Source organism: Kitasatospora sp. NPDC059673 (genome assembly GCF_042734215.1).
GTDB lineage: Bacteria > Actinomycetota > Actinomycetes > Streptomycetales > Streptomycetaceae > Kitasatospora.
In genome coordinates, this window is record NZ_JBHWEN010000022.1 from 109,186 (window position 1) to 126,237 (window position 17,052).

At 71.6% G+C, this 17,052-nt stretch carries 11 protein-coding genes and 1 pseudogene; 6 read left to right on the forward strand and 6 right to left on the reverse strand.

From position 1 onward, the window contains the following. Positions 1-16: 16 nt before the first annotated feature. A complete protein-coding gene (gene glgX / locus ACFV18_RS24540; protein WP_380486600.1) occupies positions 17-2,158 on the reverse strand; it encodes a glycogen debranching protein GlgX in 2,142 nt (713 codons plus the stop codon). 410 nt (positions 2,159-2,568) lie between these two features. On the opposite strand from glgX, the gene ACFV18_RS24545 reads away from it, so the two are divergent. Together ACFV18_RS24545 and ACFV18_RS24550 are read left to right on the forward strand one after the other, a co-directional pair. Continuing rightward, positions 2,569-3,819 (forward strand): SAV2148 family HEPN domain-containing protein, encoded by a 1,251-nt coding sequence (locus tag ACFV18_RS24545; RefSeq protein ID WP_380486602.1) that lies wholly within the window; start codon positions 2,569-2,571, stop codon positions 3,817-3,819. A gap of 103 nt (positions 3,820-3,922) precedes the next feature. Next, entirely contained in the window at positions 3,923-4,630 is a 708-nt protein-coding gene (locus ACFV18_RS24550) for an exonuclease domain-containing protein (RefSeq protein ID WP_380486603.1), read from the forward strand. An 18-nt stretch (positions 4,631-4,648) separates the two neighbouring features. Here ACFV18_RS24550 and ACFV18_RS24555 read toward each other — a convergent pair whose 3' ends face one another. From ACFV18_RS24555 to ACFV18_RS24570, 4 genes are all read right to left on the reverse strand, one after another. Beyond that, on the reverse strand, positions 4,649-6,097 hold the full coding sequence (locus tag ACFV18_RS24555; protein WP_380486605.1) for a S1 RNA-binding domain-containing protein: 1,449 nt from the start codon (positions 6,095-6,097) through the stop codon (positions 4,649-4,651). Between the two features lie 88 nt (positions 6,098-6,185). Next, positions 6,186-7,148: a polysaccharide deacetylase family protein gene (locus ACFV18_RS24560; protein WP_380486607.1), complete on the reverse strand. Its 963-nt coding sequence runs from the start codon at positions 7,146-7,148 to the stop codon at positions 6,186-6,188. A gap of 130 nt (positions 7,149-7,278) precedes the next feature. Beyond that, the gene (locus ACFV18_RS24565) at positions 7,279-8,166 is read right to left on the reverse strand and encodes a phosphotransferase enzyme family protein (protein WP_380486609.1); all 888 of its coding nucleotides are present in this window, start codon (positions 8,164-8,166) and stop codon (positions 7,279-7,281) included. 52 nt (positions 8,167-8,218) lie between these two features. Further along, the gene (locus ACFV18_RS24570) at positions 8,219-10,426 is read right to left on the reverse strand and encodes an MMPL family transporter (RefSeq protein ID WP_380486632.1); all 2,208 of its coding nucleotides are present in this window, start codon (positions 10,424-10,426) and stop codon (positions 8,219-8,221) included. A gap of 511 nt (positions 10,427-10,937) precedes the next feature. Here ACFV18_RS24570 and ACFV18_RS24575 point away from each other — a divergent pair. The 4 genes from ACFV18_RS24575 to ACFV18_RS24590 all read left to right on the forward strand — a co-directional run bounded on the left by ACFV18_RS24575 (position 10,938) and on the right by ACFV18_RS24590 (position 16,009). Continuing rightward, positions 10,938-13,106 (forward strand): MMPL family transporter, encoded by a 2,169-nt coding sequence (locus tag ACFV18_RS24575; protein WP_380486611.1) that lies wholly within the window; start codon positions 10,938-10,940, stop codon positions 13,104-13,106. 323 nt (positions 13,107-13,429) lie between these two features. After that, the gene (locus ACFV18_RS24580; RefSeq protein WP_380486613.1) at positions 13,430-13,633 is read left to right on the forward strand and encodes a cold-shock protein; all 204 of its coding nucleotides are present in this window, start codon (positions 13,430-13,432) and stop codon (positions 13,631-13,633) included. Between the two features lie 175 nt (positions 13,634-13,808). Continuing rightward, the gene (locus tag ACFV18_RS24585; protein ID WP_380486615.1) at positions 13,809-15,563 is read left to right on the forward strand and encodes a DEAD/DEAH box helicase; all 1,755 of its coding nucleotides are present in this window, start codon (positions 13,809-13,811) and stop codon (positions 15,561-15,563) included. Positions 15,564-15,673: 110 nt separating this feature from the next. Further along, on the forward strand, positions 15,674-16,009 hold the full coding sequence (locus ACFV18_RS24590) for a hypothetical protein (protein ID WP_380486618.1): 336 nt from the start codon (positions 15,674-15,676) through the stop codon (positions 16,007-16,009). Here ACFV18_RS24590 and ACFV18_RS24595 read toward each other — a convergent pair. Further along, a pseudogene (locus tag ACFV18_RS24595) lies at positions 15,990-16,933 on the reverse strand (IS5 family transposase). The gene ACFV18_RS24590 and the pseudogene ACFV18_RS24595 sit on opposite strands and share 20 nt — an antisense overlap. Positions 16,934-17,052: the final 119 nt, after the last annotated feature.

A 17,052-nucleotide genomic window follows, 5' to 3' on the forward strand; every position in this document is an offset into this window, starting at 1 on the left:
CCCCGATCGGGCGGCGTCAGGCGGGCCGTTGGAGGACCAGCAGGGAGTAGTCCGGCAGGTGCAGGGTGTCGCCGGCCTTGGCGCGCGGGCCGGTGCCGGGGGCGGGGAGGGCGGGCAGCGAGGTGTCGACGACGACCTGCCAGACCTCGCCGTGCCCGGCCGGGACGGTGAAGGCGATCGGCTCCGAGTGGGCGTTGAACATCAGCAGGAACGAATCGTCGACGATCTTGCCGCCGCGCCGGTCCGGCTCGGAGATGGCGTTGCCGTTCAGGAAGACCGTCAGCGATTTCGCGTACGAGGTCGACCAGTCCTGCTCGGTCATCTCCTCGCCGCCCGGGGTGAACCAGGCGATGTCGGTCAGCGCGTCGTGAGTGCCGGAGACCGGGCGGCCGTGGAAGAACCGGCGGCGGCGGAAGACCGGGTGGTCGCGGCGCAGCCAGATCATGCCCTGGGTGAACTCCAGCAGCCGGGTGTCGGCCTGCTCCCCGGCCTCCCCGGCCTCTCCGGCGCGGTTCGGCCAGGCCAGCCAGGTCAGTTCGGAGTCCTGGCAGTAGGCGTTGTTGTTGCCGTGCTGGGTGCGGCCGAGTTCGTCGCCGTGCGAGAGCATCGGCACACCCTGGGAGAGCATCAGGGTGGCGATGAAGTTGCGCTGCTGGCGGGCGCGCAGGTCGAGCACGCCGGGGTCGGTGGTGGCGCCCTCGACGCCGCAGTTCCACGACCGGTTGAAGGACTCGCCGTCCTGGTTGTCCTCCCGGTTGGCCTCGTTGTGCTTGTCGTTGTACGACACCAGGTCGCGCAGGGTGAAGCCGTCGTGGCAGGTGACGAAGTTGATCGAGGCGATCGGGCGGCGGCCGTCGTCCTGGTACAGGTCGGAGGAGCCGGTGAGCCGGGAGCCGAACTCGGCCAGGGTGGCCGACTCGCCGCGCCAGAAGTCGCGGACGGTGTCGCGGTACTTGCCGTTCCACTCCGTCCACAGCGGCGGGAAGTTGCCGACCTGGTAGCCGCCCTCGCCGAGGTCCCAGGGTTCGGCGATCAGCTTGGCCTGCGAGACCACCGGGTCCTGCTGGACCAGGTCGAAGAACGAGGACAGCCGGTCCACCTCGTGGAACTGCCGGGCCAGCGTCGCCGCCAGGTCGAAGCGGAAACCGTCCACGTGCATCTCGGTGACCCAGTAACGCAGCGAATCCATGATCATCTGAAGGACGTGCGGCGAGCGCATCAGCAGCGAGTTGCCGGTGCCGGTGGTGTCCTCGTAGAACCGCTGGTCCTTCGCCAGCCGGTAGTACGAGGCGTTGTCCAGGCCGCGGAAGGACAGCGTCGGGCCGAGGTGGCTGCCTTCCGCGGTGTGGTTGTAGACCACGTCGAGGATCACCTCGATACCGGCCGCGTGCAGCGCCTTCACCATCGACTTGAACTCCTGCACCTGATGCCCCCGGTCGCCCGTGGAGGAGTACGAGGAGTGCGGGGCGAAGAAACCGACCGTGTTGTAGCCCCAGTAGTTGGACAGCCCCAGGTCGCGCAGCCGGTGGTCGCGGACGAACTGGTGCACCGGCATCAGCTCGATCGCGGTGACGCCCAGCTTCGCCAGGTGCTCGATCACCGCCGGGTGCGCCAGGCCCGCATAGGTGCCGCGGATCCCCTCCGGGATGCCCGGGTGCAGCTTGGTCAGGCCCTTCACGTGCGCCTCGTACACCACCGTGCGGTGGTAGTCGGTGTGCGGCGGCCGGTCGGTGCCCCAGTCGAAGTACGGGTTGATCACCACCGAGTGCATGGTGTGCGGCCCCGAATCCAGGTCGTTGCGGCGCTCCGGGGCGCCGAAGTGGTAGCCGTACACCGACTCGTCCCAGTCGATGTGGCCGCCCATCGCCTTCGCGTACGGGTCCAGCAGCAGCTTCGAGGCGTTGTGCCGCAGGCCCAGGCCCGGCTGGTACGGGCCGTGCACCCGGAAGCCGTACCGCTGGCCCGGGTGCACGCCCGGCAGGTACGCGTGGCGGACGAAGGCGTCGGTCTCGCGCAGTTCGACGGCCGTCTCCGAGCCGTCCTCGGCGATCAGGCAGAGCTCGATCCGGTCCGCGCTCTCGGAGAACACCGCGAAGTTGGTGCCGGCGCCGTCGTAGGTGGCGCCGAGCGGGTAGGGCTGTCCCGGCCAGACCTGCATGTGTCCTCGACTTCCCTGTGCCAGACGCCAATCGGCGCCCCTGCGGGTGGTCACCCGGCGGAGCGCCCGAGCATGTGCGGGGCGTCGGCGGCGCGATCGGGCCGGACGCACGGCACACCCGCATACTCCCCGCCGGACGGCCGAACGCCGTGCCCATCGGGGCCCATTCGCCCGTTGTTCGCCCGAACGGGTGTCCCGGATGTCGGGTCGGACAGCAGGGCCCTGACGGACCGTCGATTGCCGGTGCGCGAGCTGTCAAGAGGGCTGTGTCGCGGCCACGGAGGGCGATACCCTTGATCGTCCGGACCGCGAGAACCCCGGGCCCGTGCGGCCGACGACCAGGGGCCGGCATGGCGAGTCAGCGGACAGGCCGTCGGCCCAGGGGCGGCGGGCGAGAGGTGAGGTAGCGGATGGCGTTCCCCGCCGGCGGCGACGGACCCGACCCGCGGGCCGGTGGCAGCGAGGCCCCGACACTGGTCGTCCGCACCGGCGGACGCGGAGCGCTGCCCCCGCAGGGCGGCCCCGCCGAGGGCATGCCGCCCGCCTGGGCCGCCGACCAGTGGGACGGCGCCTACCGCCGGGTCCGGCTGGCCGGCCGCGCCTACGTCTGGCTCAACCTGGTCGAACAGCGGATGCGCGCCCTGGTGCACGAGGTGCTGCACCCCGTCTACGCGCCCGCGCACGGCGAGGAGTGGGTCACCGCCGCCGCCGGACCGGCCGGCGAGGAATGGGTGCACCGGGCCGCCGCCGTCCGCGAGGTCTCCCGCCGCAAGGGCTACCTGCTCGACCCCGTCGACGACGACCCGCTGGTCTTCCTCACCCTGCCGCAGCTGCGCGAACTGATGGTCCAGCACTGGCCGTTGTTCGAACCGCACCTGGTGGACCGCCGGGAGATCGAACTCGCCCTCGACGAACTGGAGGTCGCCCGGCACGTGGTCTCCCGCAACCGGGCGCTGACGAAGACCGTCCTCGACCAGACCGAACGGGCCGCCGCCCGGCTGCTCGCCCTGCTCGACGGCGCGCACGGCGGCGTGCCCGCCGACGTGGTCGAGGAACTCGTGGCCGGCCGCTACGCCGACGTGGTCGCCGTCCACCCCGACCGGGTCCGCCTGCAGCGCGACCTGCCCGTCGAGGACCTGCTCGACGGCGCCCGGCGGCTGGACGCCGTCGGCATCGGCCTCGGCCTGCTCTGCCAGAACTACACCGGCAAGCGCCTGGTGCGGCTGGCCGGCGACGGCTGCCGGATGCGGCTGCTGTTCCTCAACCCCGCGAGCAGCGCCGTCCGCCGACGCGAACGCGAACTCGGCCTCGGGCGCGGCGAGTTGGGGCGCTCGGTGGAGATGAACATCATGCACGTGCGGCGGGTGCGGGCCCGGCTGCGCGACCCCGGCAGCTTCGAGATCCGGGTGTTCGACGAACTGCCCCGGTTCACCGCCTACCTGGTCGAGGGCCAGCGCACCACCGGCGCGGGCGGCCGGCGGCGCTCCACCGACCTCGGCGTGATCCAGCCCTACCTGCGCCGGGCCCGCGGCATCGAATCGCCCGCCCTGGTGCTGCGCGGCGGCGCCGGACAGGAGGCCGGCGGCACCGAACCGGGGCTGCTGGAGGTCTACCGGGAGGAGTTCGAGGACCTCTGGGGGGACTCCCGCGCGGTCTCCTGACCGGCACCGTTGCCGCCCGCGGGCGGGACGCGCCGTCGGCGCTGTCACAGCGGCACGCGATGATGGTCCGCATCTTGGCAGTGCTGACGGAAGGACACACCCCATGACCTGGTGGAAGGGGCCACTCACCGGATTCGACCTGGAGACCACCGGCACCGACCCGCAGGAGTCCCGGATCGTCACCGCCGCCGTGGTCGACACCCTCGGCGGCCGCGTCGAAACGTCCACCAACTGGCTGATCGACCCCGGCGTTCCGATACCCGCCGAGGCCACCGCCATCCACGGCATCACCGACACCGAGGCCCGCACCCACGGCCGGCCCGCCGCCGAGGCGATCGAGGAGATCGCCCGCGCCCTGCACCAGCGGCTCGCCGCCGGGCGGCCCGTGGTCGCCTTCAACGCGCCCTACGACCTGTCGCTGCTCGACGCCGAACTGCGCCGCCACGGCCGCCCCACCCTCGCCGAACGCCTCGGCGGGCCGGTCACCCCCGTGGTGGACGCCATGGTCGTCGACCGCGCCCTCGACAAGTACCGCAAGGGCTCACGCACCCTCCAGCGGGTCTGCGAGGTCTACGGCGTCGAACTCCACGACGCCCACGAGGCCGGCAGCGACGCACTCGCCGCCGTCCGGGTCGCCGTCGCCCTCGGCCACCGCTACCCCGAACAGGCCGGCGACCTGCCGCTGGACGAACTGCACCGGCGGCAGATCGACTGGTACCGCGACTGGGCCACCGGCCTGCAGGACTGGCTGCGCCGCAAGGACCCGGCCGCCACCGTGGACCCGCGGTGGCCGCTCAAGGCGGCGTCCTGAGGACGCTTCGGCCGTCGATCAGGTGAGCGCCCGGCGGCGGGACAGCAGGAACCGCTGCCGGGCCAGGTCCACTTCGAGGATCCGCACAGCCAGCGGGTCGCCGACCTGAACGGCCTCCCCGGCCAGCTCGGCGGTGGGGACCAACCCCTGGAGACCGTCCGGCCGGTCCTCGACCCGCACGAAGACGCCGAACGGCAGCACCTTCGTCACCACGCCGTCCACCAACTCGCCGACGCGGTCGGCCAGTTGCTTGAGCGGGTTGTCCTGAAGGGCCTTCAGTGACAGATACAGCTCCTCGCGCACCAGGTCGGTGCCGAGCACCTCGGCCGTGACCTCCTGACCCACCGGGACGAGATCCGACGGGTGGCGCAACGGCCGCCAGGACAGCTCCGGTTGGCGGATCCGCGCCGTGAAGCCGTCGACGTCCACGAAGGTGACGGTGTCGGCGACCCCGGTGACCGTGCCGGTGACGACCTGGCCCGGGCGCAGCGCGCTCAGGAACGCCCAGGTCCGGTCGCAGGGCGACCAGGTGGTCCGCCAGCGGGCCCGCAGTACGCCGTCCGCGTCCGGCAGCACCGCGCTCGCCAGCGGCCGGTGCTCGTCGACCGTGGTCGGCAGCGCGGCAGCGGCCCGCGCGCCCGTCACCAGGACCGCCAACTCCTCGCGTTGCTCAGCGTCCGCGTGGACGCTGCTGATCGTGCCCGCCGGGTCCTCCCAGACGAACTCCATCCGGTCGTCCTCGGGGAGCGAGGCCAGCACGGCCGCGACGTCGGTGGACAGCGGCGGCCAGAGCGTCAGCATCGCGCGCGGCGCCAGGCCCGCACGCACCGTGTCGATCGTGTCGGAGGTCAGGCGGTGCCAGTGGGAAGCGTTCTGGACGTACCCCTCCTCCAGCACGCCCGCCTGCCCTTCGGCGACCAGCCGGCGCACCCGCGCCCAGAACTCCTCGTCGGCGGGTCGCTGCGGACCCGGCTCGTCCGGCTCCTCCGCGTAGGGCGAATCCGCGATCAGCTCCGGGAACAGACCGAGCTGCCGAGTGTGGGCGATGGCACGCCCGCACGGGCGGTCGGTGCCGAGGTACAGGTACTGGTCCCAGCCGATGTGCACGAAGAACTCGTCACCGGCGGCCTCCAGCCTGCACCAGCCCTCGCCGCCGCGGAGCATCATCCGCACCAGCTCCAGCGCGACCTCGAGGGAGACCTCCGCGCCGTCGTGGAACCCCCGCAGGCCCGGGAACAGGGCCTCCAGGCTGCCCCCGTCCTCGGCCGCCGCGAAGAAGGAGGCCTCCGGTTCGCGGACGCTCAGCCGGTCGATGCCGCACTCCGCGGCGAACGCGGACACCGCCTGCAGGTACGCCGCCTCGATCGGCCCGCGGTCGCTGTCGGTGTCGTCGTCGCCCAGGTAGCGGCCACGCTCGTCGCGGTTGGCGGGGTCGTACTTGGTGACGCGGTGCACGAAGGCCGGCACGCTGCTCCTGCGGTCGTCGGAGGAAGGGGCCCGCGATACGACGACGGCGCCCCGACGGAACGTCAGGGCGCCCAGGCCAAAAGGTCGGTCAGGACTGCGGGAAGTCGAAAGTGTAGCCCTGCGCCACCAGCCACGGCAGCAGCTGCTTCAGGGCCGCCACGGTCTGGGTGCGGTCGCCGCCGCCGTCGTGCATCAGCACCACGCCGCCCGGGCGGAGGTTCTGCTGGACGTTCGTGACGATCGACTGCACGCCCGGGCGGGACCAGTCGCGCGGGTCCACCGACCAGCCGAGGGACTTCATGCCCTGGTCGGCGCCGATCTTCTCGTTCTCGGCGGTGAAGTCGCCGCCCGGGGCGCGCCACCAGGTGATCGGCGCGTTGCCGCCGGCCGCGTTCTCGATCTGCGTCTTGGCGTCGGCGATCTCCGCCACCTGCTGCTGGTGCGACTGGGTGTGCATCGGCTGCGGGTGGTCCACGGTGTGGTCGCACAGGCGGTGGCCCTCGGCGACGATCCGCTTGACCATCGCCGGGTGCGCCTGCGCGTTGTCACCGATCTCGCAGAACGTCGCCTTCGCGTCGTACTGCGCCAGCAGGTCCAGCACCTGGCCGGTGGCCTGGCCCGGGCCGTCGTCGAAGGTCAGCGCCACAGTCCTGCCGCCGGAGGCGGTGTGCGCCAGCACGTGGGTGGCCGGGGCGTGGCTCTGCTGCCCGCCGGACGGCTGCGAGGCGCCGGTGCCGGGCGTGGCCGGGGTGGACGGGACGGTGCTCGGCGCGGGCGCCTTGCTGGGCACCGGATCCTGGCTCGGCGAGGCGAACGGGGACGAGGTGCTCTCGCTCGGCGTCGGCCGGGCCGCCACCGAGGAAGCCCCGCCGCCGCCCGTGGTCGCGCTCGTGCTCGTGCTCGTGCTCGGCGAGGCCGAGTGCTGCGCGGCTGCCCCCGCCGCGGAGGGGGAGCCGTGCGCACCGCACGCCACCAGCAGAGCCGGGGTGAGCAGTGCGGTGGCACCGAGAAGAAGAGAACGACGACGGGCGGGGATGCGGGACTTCAGCATGGACGACTCCTGAGGCCGTACCTGCCGCATGCGGCGGGGCGTCCGGTCGACTACGACGACGCCAGGTACGGCCGAGGTGGTTCCGTCCGGGTGTGCGCTGCGCCACAAGGCGGGCACCGAACGGAAGCGGTCAGAACGCGAACCAGCGTACTTCCGCCTCGCCGTCACGCAGCGAGTTGACGCGGCGACGGAACTCGGTTCGAGCGGACGGGCTACCGGGCGTCTGCTGCGCCACCCACGCGGCGCTCGCGGTCTCCCGGGCGCCGCGCAGCACCGCGAAGCCGGGCCACTCGCGGACGTCCCACCCGTAGGCCGCGTTGAACGCCGCGACCTCCTCGGCCGGTACGCCGTACCGGTCCTGACTGAGGGCCAGCACCACCAGGTCGTGCTCGCGCAGGTCCGAGGCCATGTACTCCAGGTCGAGCAGCACCGGGCCGGTGGGGGTGAGGTGGACGTTGCGCGGCAGGGCGTCGCCGTGGATCGGACCGGAGGGGAGGAAAGGGGTCAATTCGGAAATAGCGGTGACAAAGGTCTCTTTCCGGTCACGGAGGAATGCCACGTCGGCCGGATCGATGTGACCCTCCGCAGTCGCCAGCCAACTGTCCACCGGGGCGAGGAGATCGCGCCGGCCGAGCGGCACCGGCGGGGCCGGCTCCGCGGGCAGGGCGTGCAGGGCGCGCAGCAGCGGGGCGAGGTCCGCGGGCCGGGCCGGGCGGACGGCGGGCTCCAGCCGGTGCCACAGCGTGACGGGGTGCTCCTGGGCCAGGTGCACGACGGGCTCCGCCGGGCGGACCACCGGTACGCCCGCGCCGTCCAGCCAGCCGGCCAGCGCGAGCTCGCGGGCGGCCCGGTCGGCGGAGCCGGGGGTGCGGCCGACCTTGGCGACCAGGCCGAGCTCCGGCAGGTCGAAGACGGCGTTCTGGCCGAGCGAAATGAGCGTGGCCCCGGCCGGGTCGACACCGGCCGGGGCGCACGCCTGCTGCAGGAGGGCCTGGGCCCCCGATTCGTCGAAAATCACCTGCTCATTGTCGGCGAACCGGGGGCGTACCCAGGAGGGAGGGGTGGCGGTGTCAGCCGACCAGCTCGTGCTCGCCGCGGCCGTGGTGGGTGCCGGTGCCGGCCGGGGCGGCGGCGGGCGCCTCGCCCTCGAGGCGGGGCAGCCAGCGCAGCCAGCGCGGCAGGTACCAGTTCCGGTCGCCGAGCAGGGACATCACGGCGGGGAGCAGGACGGCGCGGATCACCGTGGCGTCGATCAGGACGGCGACGGCGAGGCCGACACCCATCTGCTTCATCACCTGCATGGAGAGCGTCCCGAAGACCGCGAACACTCCGACCATGATCACGGCGGCGCTGGTGACCACACCGGCGGTGGTGCGGATGCCGTGGGCGACGGCCGCGCCGGTGGGCAGGCCGCGGTCGTACGCCTCCTTGATCCGGGAGACCACGAAGACGTGGTAGTCCATCGACAGGCCGAACAGGATCACGAACAGGAACAGCGGGATCCAGCTCTCCACCGCGCCGACGCCGGCGGTGCCGATCAGCGAGGCGCCGATGCCGTGCTGGAAGACCAGCGTCAGCACGCCGTAGGCGGCGCCGACCGAGAGCAGGTTGAGTATGACGGCGGTGACGGCGATGGACAGCGAGCGGAACGAGCAGAGCATCAGCAGGAAGGCGAAGGCGACCACGAACCCGAAGACCGGGAGCATCGAGCCGGACATCTGCTTGTTGAAGTCGACCGAGGCGGCGGTGCTGCCGGTGACCGGGGCCTCGGCGCCGGCGATCTTCCCGACCGTGGCGGGCAAGACCTGCTCACGCAGGGCCTTCAGCGCCTCGGCGGAGGTGGTGTCGTTGCCGCTGCCGTTGAGCGGGATGTCGACCGTGGCGACGTTCTGCTCGGCGTGCACCGTCAGGGAGGTCGGGCCGTGCATCTTGCCGGTGGCGAGGGCCTTGGACTGGAGATCGGCGAGGGCCTGCGTCATCTCGGGCGAGGAGATGTTCCGCGCCTTGACCACCACATGGGCGGGGGAGGGGCTGCCGGGGAAGGCGTCCTGGATCCGCTGCGAGACGGCCACCAGGGTGTTGTCCTTGGGCAGCTGCTGCTGGAACGTCAGGTTGGCGGTGTGCATGGTGAGCATCGGTGCGGCGATCGCCAGCAGGGCGGCGGTGGCCAGAGCGGCGGCGGCCAGCGGGCGGCGCAGCACCGGGGTGAGCACCGCGTTCCAGAACCGGCTGCCCTCGCCTGCATCGCGGCGCAGGCGGTGCAGGAAGGGGACCTTGCCCTTCTCCACCCGGTCTCCGAGCATCGAGAGCAGGGCGGGCAGTACCGTCAGCGAGCCGAGCACGGCGGTGATCACGACCAGGATGGTGGCGAAGGACATCGCCTTGAAGGTGCCGATGCCGGTGAGGAACATCCCCGCCATCGCGACCACGACCGTGATGCCGGAGACCAGCACGGCGCGGCCACTGGTGGCGGCGGCGATCCGCAGCGCCGTCTCGGAGTCGTGCCCGGCGGCGCGCTCCTCGCGCTCACGGCGCAGGTAGAACAGGCAGTAGTCGACGCCGACGGCGAGGCCGACCAGCAGCATCACCGAGGAGGCGTCGTTGCTGGTGTGCAGCACGCCGGAGGAGAGCGCGACCAGGCCGGAGGCGGCGACGAAGGCGGTCATGGCCAGCACCACCGGGAGGACCGCGGCCACCAGCGCGCCGAAGGCGATCAGCAGGATGCCGAGGGCGAGCGGCACGGCCGTCCATTCGGCGCGGGCGAAGTCCGTGGAGAACTGCTCGTTGAACCACTTGCCGGCGCTGGCCTGGCCGAACTCCTCGACCAGCAGCTCGGGGTGCTGCTTCTGCACGCCCGTCACCGCGTCCATCACCGGCGGCACGTTGGCGACGGCCGCCTGGTTGTCCTCCCCGAGCACCGTGAACTGGATCAGCGCCGAGTGCTTGTCGGCGGAGATCGCGCCCGTCTCGTACGGGCTGTGCAGCTCCCCGGCCTTGCCGGTGGCCCGGACGGCGGTGGCGACCTGGTCCACGACCGCCTTGAAGGACGCGTCGTCGGCCGTCATCGTGCGGCTCTGCACCAGGACGGTCTCACCGGCCGGCGACTTGATGCCTGCTTCGTCCAGAATCCTGGCGGCCTGCGCGACCTGGCCCGGCATCTGCTCGGACTCGGTGATCTTGGTGGAGCCGTGCACTCCGCCGAGGTAGGCGGCGAGGACGACGAAGAGCAGCCAGCCGAAGACCGCGGTCTTTCTGTGACGGGCGCTCCAGGCGCCCATCGTGGCGGCGATTCCATGCTTCACGGTGGTTGTCCCCCAGGGGTTTCGGGCGGGTGCGGGCCGCCCGGGTCGGTGAGCCGCTGGGCTGCTTCCGGCGGCACAACAGACGCTATGAGCTGGGGTTCTGACGAACCATCCGGCTAGTCACCGACTTTTCCCTGGCCCTGCCCCCAGGGGGGAGTAGGGGGTTAACCCCACCCCCGGGGTCGGGGTCTCCTCCTTGAGGGCAACCGGGCGTCCACCCTGAGGGGGAGCGATCTCCACCCCACGCACGAGGTGGGAAGGGGTGCGGCCCGGTGACGATAGTGCGGGGGCAGGCTCCGTGGCCGCCCCTAGGGGGCACACGCGAAAACCACTTGCCGGGCGGCAAGCAAGGTCCCGTAAGCTGCTCGCTGCTACTTACCTGCCGACCGGCTAGGCCCTGTTGAGGGATTCGCGCGCCGGTCCAGCCGTTGCCCGGTACCTCGTCCCCCGGCTGCGGTGAACCATGCCCAGGGGAGGCATTTCGAGCATGTTCCACCGACTTGGACACTTCGTCGTCAAGCGGGCCTGGTGGGTGATCATCGCGTGGGTGATCGGCTCCATAGCCCTGATCGCCACCGCTCCGAAGATCAGCGCCTCGACCGACGAGTCAGAGTTCCTGCCGAAGCACTACGAGTCCATCCGGGCCGCGGTGGTCCAGCAGGACAAGTTCCCGGCCGAGTTCTCCCCCAGCGCCCTCCTGCTGTTCGAGCGCAAGGACGGCGCCGTGCTCACCGACGCCGACAAGGCCGACATGGCCAAGGTCGTCAAGGGCCTGACCGACAAGCACATCCCGCTGGTCGAGCAGATCATCCCCCCGGTCGAGGGGAAGACGTTCTCGCCCGACGGGCAGTACGCCCTGGGCATGGTCTCGATCGACAAGACGAAGATCCAGACCGACGATGCCACGAAGGCCGCCAAGGACCTGCGTGAGGAGGGCAAGGCGCTCGCCAACGGCACCGCGCTGAAGTACCAGGTCGGCGGTCCGGTCGCGATGGGGCTGGACCAGAAGGAGTCCTCCAGCGCCACCGACGCGATCACCATGTTCGCCACCATCGTCCTGATCGTGGTCATCGTCGGCGTGATCTTCCGCGGCATCCTGGTCGGCTGGCTGCCGGTGCTGCTGTCGCTGTTCCCGATGATCGCCGCCTCCGGCCTGATCGCCTTCGTCACCAAGGCGTTCGACCTGAAGTCCTCGCCGATCGCCTCGGCGATCGACATCGTGGTGATCCTCGGCGTCGGCACCGACTACTTCCTGTTCCTGATGTTCCGCTACCGCGAGCGCCTGCGGGCCGGTGACGACCGCAAGGCCGCCGTGGCCAACGGCGTCGGCCGGGTCGGCGAGGCGATCGCCTCGGCCGCCGGCGCGGTCACCGTCGCCTTCGCGGTGCTGCTGCTCTCCGAGCTCGGCATGTTCACCGCGCTCGGCCCGGCACTGGCGATCTCGGTGATCGTCACCGCGCTGGCCTCGCTCACCCTGACCCCCGCGCTGCTGGCCGTGACCTCCAGCAAGGCGGTGTTCTGGCCCGGCCGCAAGTGGATGCAGGAGCCCGAGGGTGCCCGCTTCCACAAGCTCGGCAAGGCGGTCAGCCGTCGCCCCGGCCTGGTCGCGCTGATCTCCGGCGGCCTGCTGGTGGTCCTCTCGCTGGCCGGCCTCGGCTACCAGGGCACCTTCGACATGGCGAAGAGCATGATGCCGAAGGACAAGGAGTCCATGGTCGTCCTGGACACTCTCAGCAAGAAGGGCGGCGAGGGCGCGGCCGACCCCACGCACGTCTTCCTGACCACCGGCACCAAGGGCGGCGGCAAGCTCGACCCGGCCGCGCTGGACGGCTTCGGCGCCAAGCTCGGCCAGGTCCCCGGCGTCGCCGCCGTCCAGCCCGAGCCCAAGCTCAGCGAGGACGGCACCACCGCCGACTTCGTCGTGGTGCTCAAGGACTCCGCGGCCAGCAACGCCGCGATCGACACCGTCACCAAGCTGCGCTCCGCCGCCCACCCGGCCGCCCCGGTCGGCAGCGAGGCGCTGGTCGGCGGCACCTCCTCGGTGTACAAGGACATCAACCTGGCGATGGCGCACGACTACAAGCTGGTCTTCCCGGTGGCGGGTGTGCTGATCCTGCTGATCCTGGGCCTCCAGCTGCGCAGCGTGGTCGCGCCCTGGTACCTGATGGCCTCGGTCGGCCTCGGCTTCGCGGCGACCCTGGGCGCCACCACGGTGGCCTTCCTCAAGCTGGGCTCCGAGTCCGGCCTGATGTTCATGCTGCCGATCTTCATCTACCTGTTCGTGGTGGCGATCGGCACCGACTACAACATCCTGATCATCGCCCGGCTCCGCGAGGAGGCCCGCGAGGGCCGCAACCCCCGCGAGGCGGCCAAGGAGGCGATCCGGCACGCCGGTCCGACCGTCGCCGCAGCCGGCTTCATCCTGGCGGCGTCCTTCGCGACCTTCATGCTGGCCGGCAACGTGCTCTTCGCCGAGCTGGCCTTCGCGCTGGCCATCGGCATCGTGCTGGCGGCCTTCGTGATGGCGATGTTCTTCACCCCGGCGATCACCGCGCTGCTCGGCAAGAAGGCCTGGTGGCCCGGGCACGGCGCGATGCCCGACCACGGCCCCGAGCTCGTCGGCGAGCGCGAGCCGCAGCCTGCCGGGCGGGCCTGACGGGCGCCTGGCGGGCGGGCCCGGCGGTAGCGCCAGGTAGCCCTGAGTGAAAGGGGGCATGCGGTCCAACCGGATCGCATGCCCCCTTGGCGTCGCGGCGAAACACGGTGTGACCAGCGGAACTTTTGCCGCCGTTGACGAGGGGGACCGTGCTATTGTCGAAGCAGTTGCAGTATTGGTTCCCATGAACGTGTGTGTGCGCCTGCTGGTTCCAACCACAGGCGCATTTGTTTTGTCCGGTGTTTAGTCTCCGGATGGGGATCGCGGCTACGTGGGGCTCACGAGGTGTGTGCCCCAACGCCCCAGTGAAAGTGGAGACGGTTATGGCTACCGGCACCGTGAAGTGGTTCAACAGCGAAAAGGGCTACGGCTTCATCGAGCAGGACGGCGGCGGCGCCGACGTCTTCGCCCACTACTCGAACATCCAGTCCACCGGCTTCCGTGAGCTCCTCGAGGGCCAGAAGGTCGAGTTCGACGTCACCCAGGGCCAGAAGGGCCCGCAGGCGGAGAACATCCGCGCCATCTGAGTCCCGGCCTACGCCGACTCAGTCTGACGCAGGCGAGGGCCCGTACCTCCACGGTACGGGCCCTCGCCCATGCCGCCCGACGGCCGGGGCGGCGCCTTTTTCCCCCTGACGGCCGATCCCCCGCCGCCGTGCTGCCGCACGCGTCGGCCGAAGGCCCTCAGGAAGAGGAACACGCATGTCCGAACAGTCCCGTCCGCGCGCCGAGAAGTCGAGCTCGCGGGGTGAACAGCCCCGTGCCGACAAGCCGCGCACCCGCAGTGGGAAGCCGCGCACCGGCGCGCCCCGCAGCGCTGCCCCGCGTACCGGCGCGCCCCGCGGTGGTGCCCCGCGTACCGAGCAGCCGCGCCGGCCGCGCCGGGGTGCCGCGCCGGTGGCCGCGCCCGCCGAGGACTTCACGACCGTGCAGGGCACCCCGTCCCGCCCGCCGGCCGCAAGCTTCGCCGAACTGGACCTCCCCGCCGGGCTGCTGAAGGAACTGGGCGCGCAGGGCGTGACCGAGCCGTTCCCGATCCAGGCCGCCACCCTGCCGGACGCGCTGGCCGGACGCGACGTCCTCGGCCGCGGCCGCACCGGCTCCGGCAAGACCCTGGCGTTCGGCCTGCCGCTGCTGGTGCGCACCGCCGGGAAGCGGGCCGCCGCCCGCCACCCGCTGGCCCTGGTGCTGGTCCCCACCCGTGAGCTCGCCCAGCAGGTCACCGACGCCCTCGCCCCCTACGCCGGGGTGCTCGGCCTGCGGATCACCACCGTGGTCGGCGGCATGTCGATCACCCGCCAGGCCAACCAGGTCCGCCGCGGCACCGAGGTGCTGGTGGCCACCCCCGGCCGACTGGACGACCTGATCCAGCGCGGCGACGTGCGCCTGGACGACGTGGCGATCACCGTCCTCGACGAGGCCGACCAGATGGCCGACATGGGCTTCCTGCCGCAGGTCGTCAAGCTGCTGGAACAGGTCGCCGACGGTGGGCAGCGGATGCTGTTCTCCGCCACCCTGGACCGCAACGTGGACCGGCTGGTCAACCGCTTCCTCAGCGACCCCGTCACCCATTCGGTGGACCCGTCGGCCGGTGCCGTCACCACCATGGACCACCACCTGCTCCAGCTCGACCCCGCCGACAAGGCCGAGACCACCGCCCGGATCGCCGCCCGCGAAGGCCGGGTGATCATGTTCGTGCACACCAAGCACGGCGCCGACCGGCTCGCCAAGCAGCTGCGCGCCCACGGCGTGGTCGCCGCCGCGCTGCACGGCGGCAAGTCGCAGCCGCAGCGCAACCGGGTCCTCGACCAGTTCCGCGACGGCCAGGTCACCGCGCTGATCGCCACCAACGTCGCCGCCCGCGGCATCCACATCGACGGCCTCGACCTGGTCGTCAACGTCGACCCGCCGATCGACCACAAGGACTACCTGCACCGCGGCGGCCGCACCGCGCGGGCCGGCGAGTCCGGCACCGTGGTCACCCTGGTGCTGCCCGAGCAGCGCCGCGAGGTCAACCGCCTGATGAGCATCGCCGGCATCCGGCCCACCATCACCAAGGTCCGCCCCGAGGACGGCGAGCTCAAGCGCATCACCGGCGCGAGGACGCCGTCCGGGGTGGCGGTCATGCTTCCCGTTCCGGCGGCGGTGGCGCCCGTGGCTTCTGTTGCTCCCGCTGCCGAGCGCACGGAGAGCCGTGGCCGTGGGCGCGGCGGGGCCAAGCCGGTGGACGGCGAGGCGCGACGCCGCCCGGCGAAGCGTTCCGGCGGCGGGCTGCCCAAGGACGTCGACATGAGTGGCAACCCGCGCCGCCCCCGGCCCAAGCAGCGCCCCGGCGGCGGGAGTTCGCAGATGGCGGCGGGCTTCATCGGCAAGGCGTCCGGGCGGGCGAAGCCGGGCTCCGGGTCGAAGAGCGGCTCCAACTACGGGACGGGGCGGCAGCGGCGCAAGGCCGACTAGGAGCTGTCCGGCCGATCATTGATGGCGTGCGTCTGGCTGCTGCTTGAGGCGCCTTTGGCGACGGCCTGAAGTCGATTGCCGGGTGACTGATGGTGCGCGACCATCGTCGGATGAGTACGGACGAGGGGCGGAAGCTGGCACGGGTTGTGCAGACGTGTTCTGCATACCCATCACAGTGGGATGCCTGGACGGCGGACGGCCAGTACCTGTATCTCCGATACCGGCATGGTGAGGGCAGCGTCGAGTGGCATCCCGGCCCTGACTTCGATGACAGTCCGGAGTCTTGGAACGAGGGCCACTCGGGACTCCTGATCGAGTGGGACGACGGCACCGACAGCGGCATCATCAGCCTTGAAGACTTCCTCGCGGCAGCGGGCTTGGTGCTGGCCCCGGGCGCCACAGTGCCCGAGCCCCCGTGGCACGCGGTCAGGTTCGAAGCCAGATGACGAGGGCAGCCGCGGTGACGGTGCCGAGGAAGACGTAACCGCGCTTGTCGTAACGGGTCGCGACGGCGCGGGAGTTCTTCAGCCTGTTGATGGCCCGCTCGACGGTGTTGCGCTTCTTGTACCGCTCCTCGTCGAACCCCGGTGGCCGCCCGCCTCGCGATCCCTTGCGCAGGCGGGCGGCCTGGCTGTCGGCCTTCTCCGGGATCGTGTGCCGGATGCCGCGCCGCCGCAGGTACTCACGGCAAGGACCGTTGCTGTAGGCCTTATCGGCAGCGACGCTGTCGGGCTTCTTACGGGGCCTGCCCGACCCGATCCGGGGGACCCGGATCTTCTCCAGCACCGGCACGAACTGGGTGCAGTCGGCCCGCTGCCCCGGCGTGACGATCACGGACAGCGGGCGACAGAACCCGTCCGCGCTCAGGTGGATCTTGCTGGTGAAGCCGCCGCGTGAACGGCCCAGGCCCTCGCCTCCCGCACCACCTCCACCAGCCGGGCGACGAGGCTCTGCCACGGAGCTTCGTCCTGGTGTTCCAGCGCCTCGTCCCCCTTTGGGCTGGCAAGGGCCGGCGGTGGCTCGGTGCGGGCGCCGGCCGCGTGCTGGTGCGCGCGCACGATGGTCGAGTCCACCGAGATGTCCCAGTCGATCTCACTGGCCGCGTCGGCTGCGGACTGGACCTGCTGCAGCAACCGTTCCCAGGTGCCGTCAGCCGACCACAACCGATGGCGCTCGTAGACCGTTTTCCACGGCCCGAACCGCTCAGGCAGATCCCGCCAGTGCACCCCGGTCCGAACACGGTGCAGAATCCCGTCGATCACCTGCCGGTGATCACGCCACCGCCCGCACCGACCGTTGCTCACCGGTAGGAACGGCCGCAGCCGCTCCCACTCCGCGTCCGACAGATCACCGCGTTCACCCCGCCCCATATGCGGGACAACGAGCAGACCAAGCGACAGTCACATGATCGGCCGGACAGCTCCTAGCGGGTACGCAACCAGGGGCGCGTGGGGGTACCTCCCAACCCGACAGGGCTGGGAGGTACCCC

Excerpts from the sequence above, each read along its gene's own strand:
- ACFV18_RS24550 (WP_380486603.1), top strand. The coding sequence starts at position 3,923 with ATGACCTGGTGGAAGGGGCCACTCACCGGATTCGACCTGGAGACCACC.
- ACFV18_RS24585 (WP_380486615.1), top strand. The coding sequence starts at position 13,809 with ATGTCCGAACAGTCCCGTCCGCGCGCCGAGAAGTCGAGCTCGCGGGGT.
- ACFV18_RS24545 (WP_380486602.1), top strand. The coding sequence starts at position 2,569 with ATGGCGTTCCCCGCCGGCGGCGACGGACCCGACCCGCGGGCCGGTGGC.
- ACFV18_RS24575 (WP_380486611.1), top strand. The coding sequence starts at position 10,938 with ATGTTCCACCGACTTGGACACTTCGTCGTCAAGCGGGCCTGGTGGGTG.
- ACFV18_RS24570 (WP_380486632.1), bottom strand. The coding sequence starts at position 10,426 with ATGGGCGCCTGGAGCGCCCGTCACAGAAAGACCGCGGTCTTCGGCTGG.
- ACFV18_RS24590 (WP_380486618.1), top strand. The coding sequence starts at position 15,674 with ATGAGTACGGACGAGGGGCGGAAGCTGGCACGGGTTGTGCAGACGTGT.
- ACFV18_RS24580 (WP_380486613.1), top strand. The coding sequence starts at position 13,430 with ATGGCTACCGGCACCGTGAAGTGGTTCAACAGCGAAAAGGGCTACGGC.
- ACFV18_RS24560 (WP_380486607.1), bottom strand. The coding sequence starts at position 7,148 with ATGCTGAAGTCCCGCATCCCCGCCCGTCGTCGTTCTCTTCTTCTCGGT.
- glgX (WP_380486600.1), bottom strand. The coding sequence starts at position 2,158 with ATGCAGGTCTGGCCGGGACAGCCCTACCCGCTCGGCGCCACCTACGAC.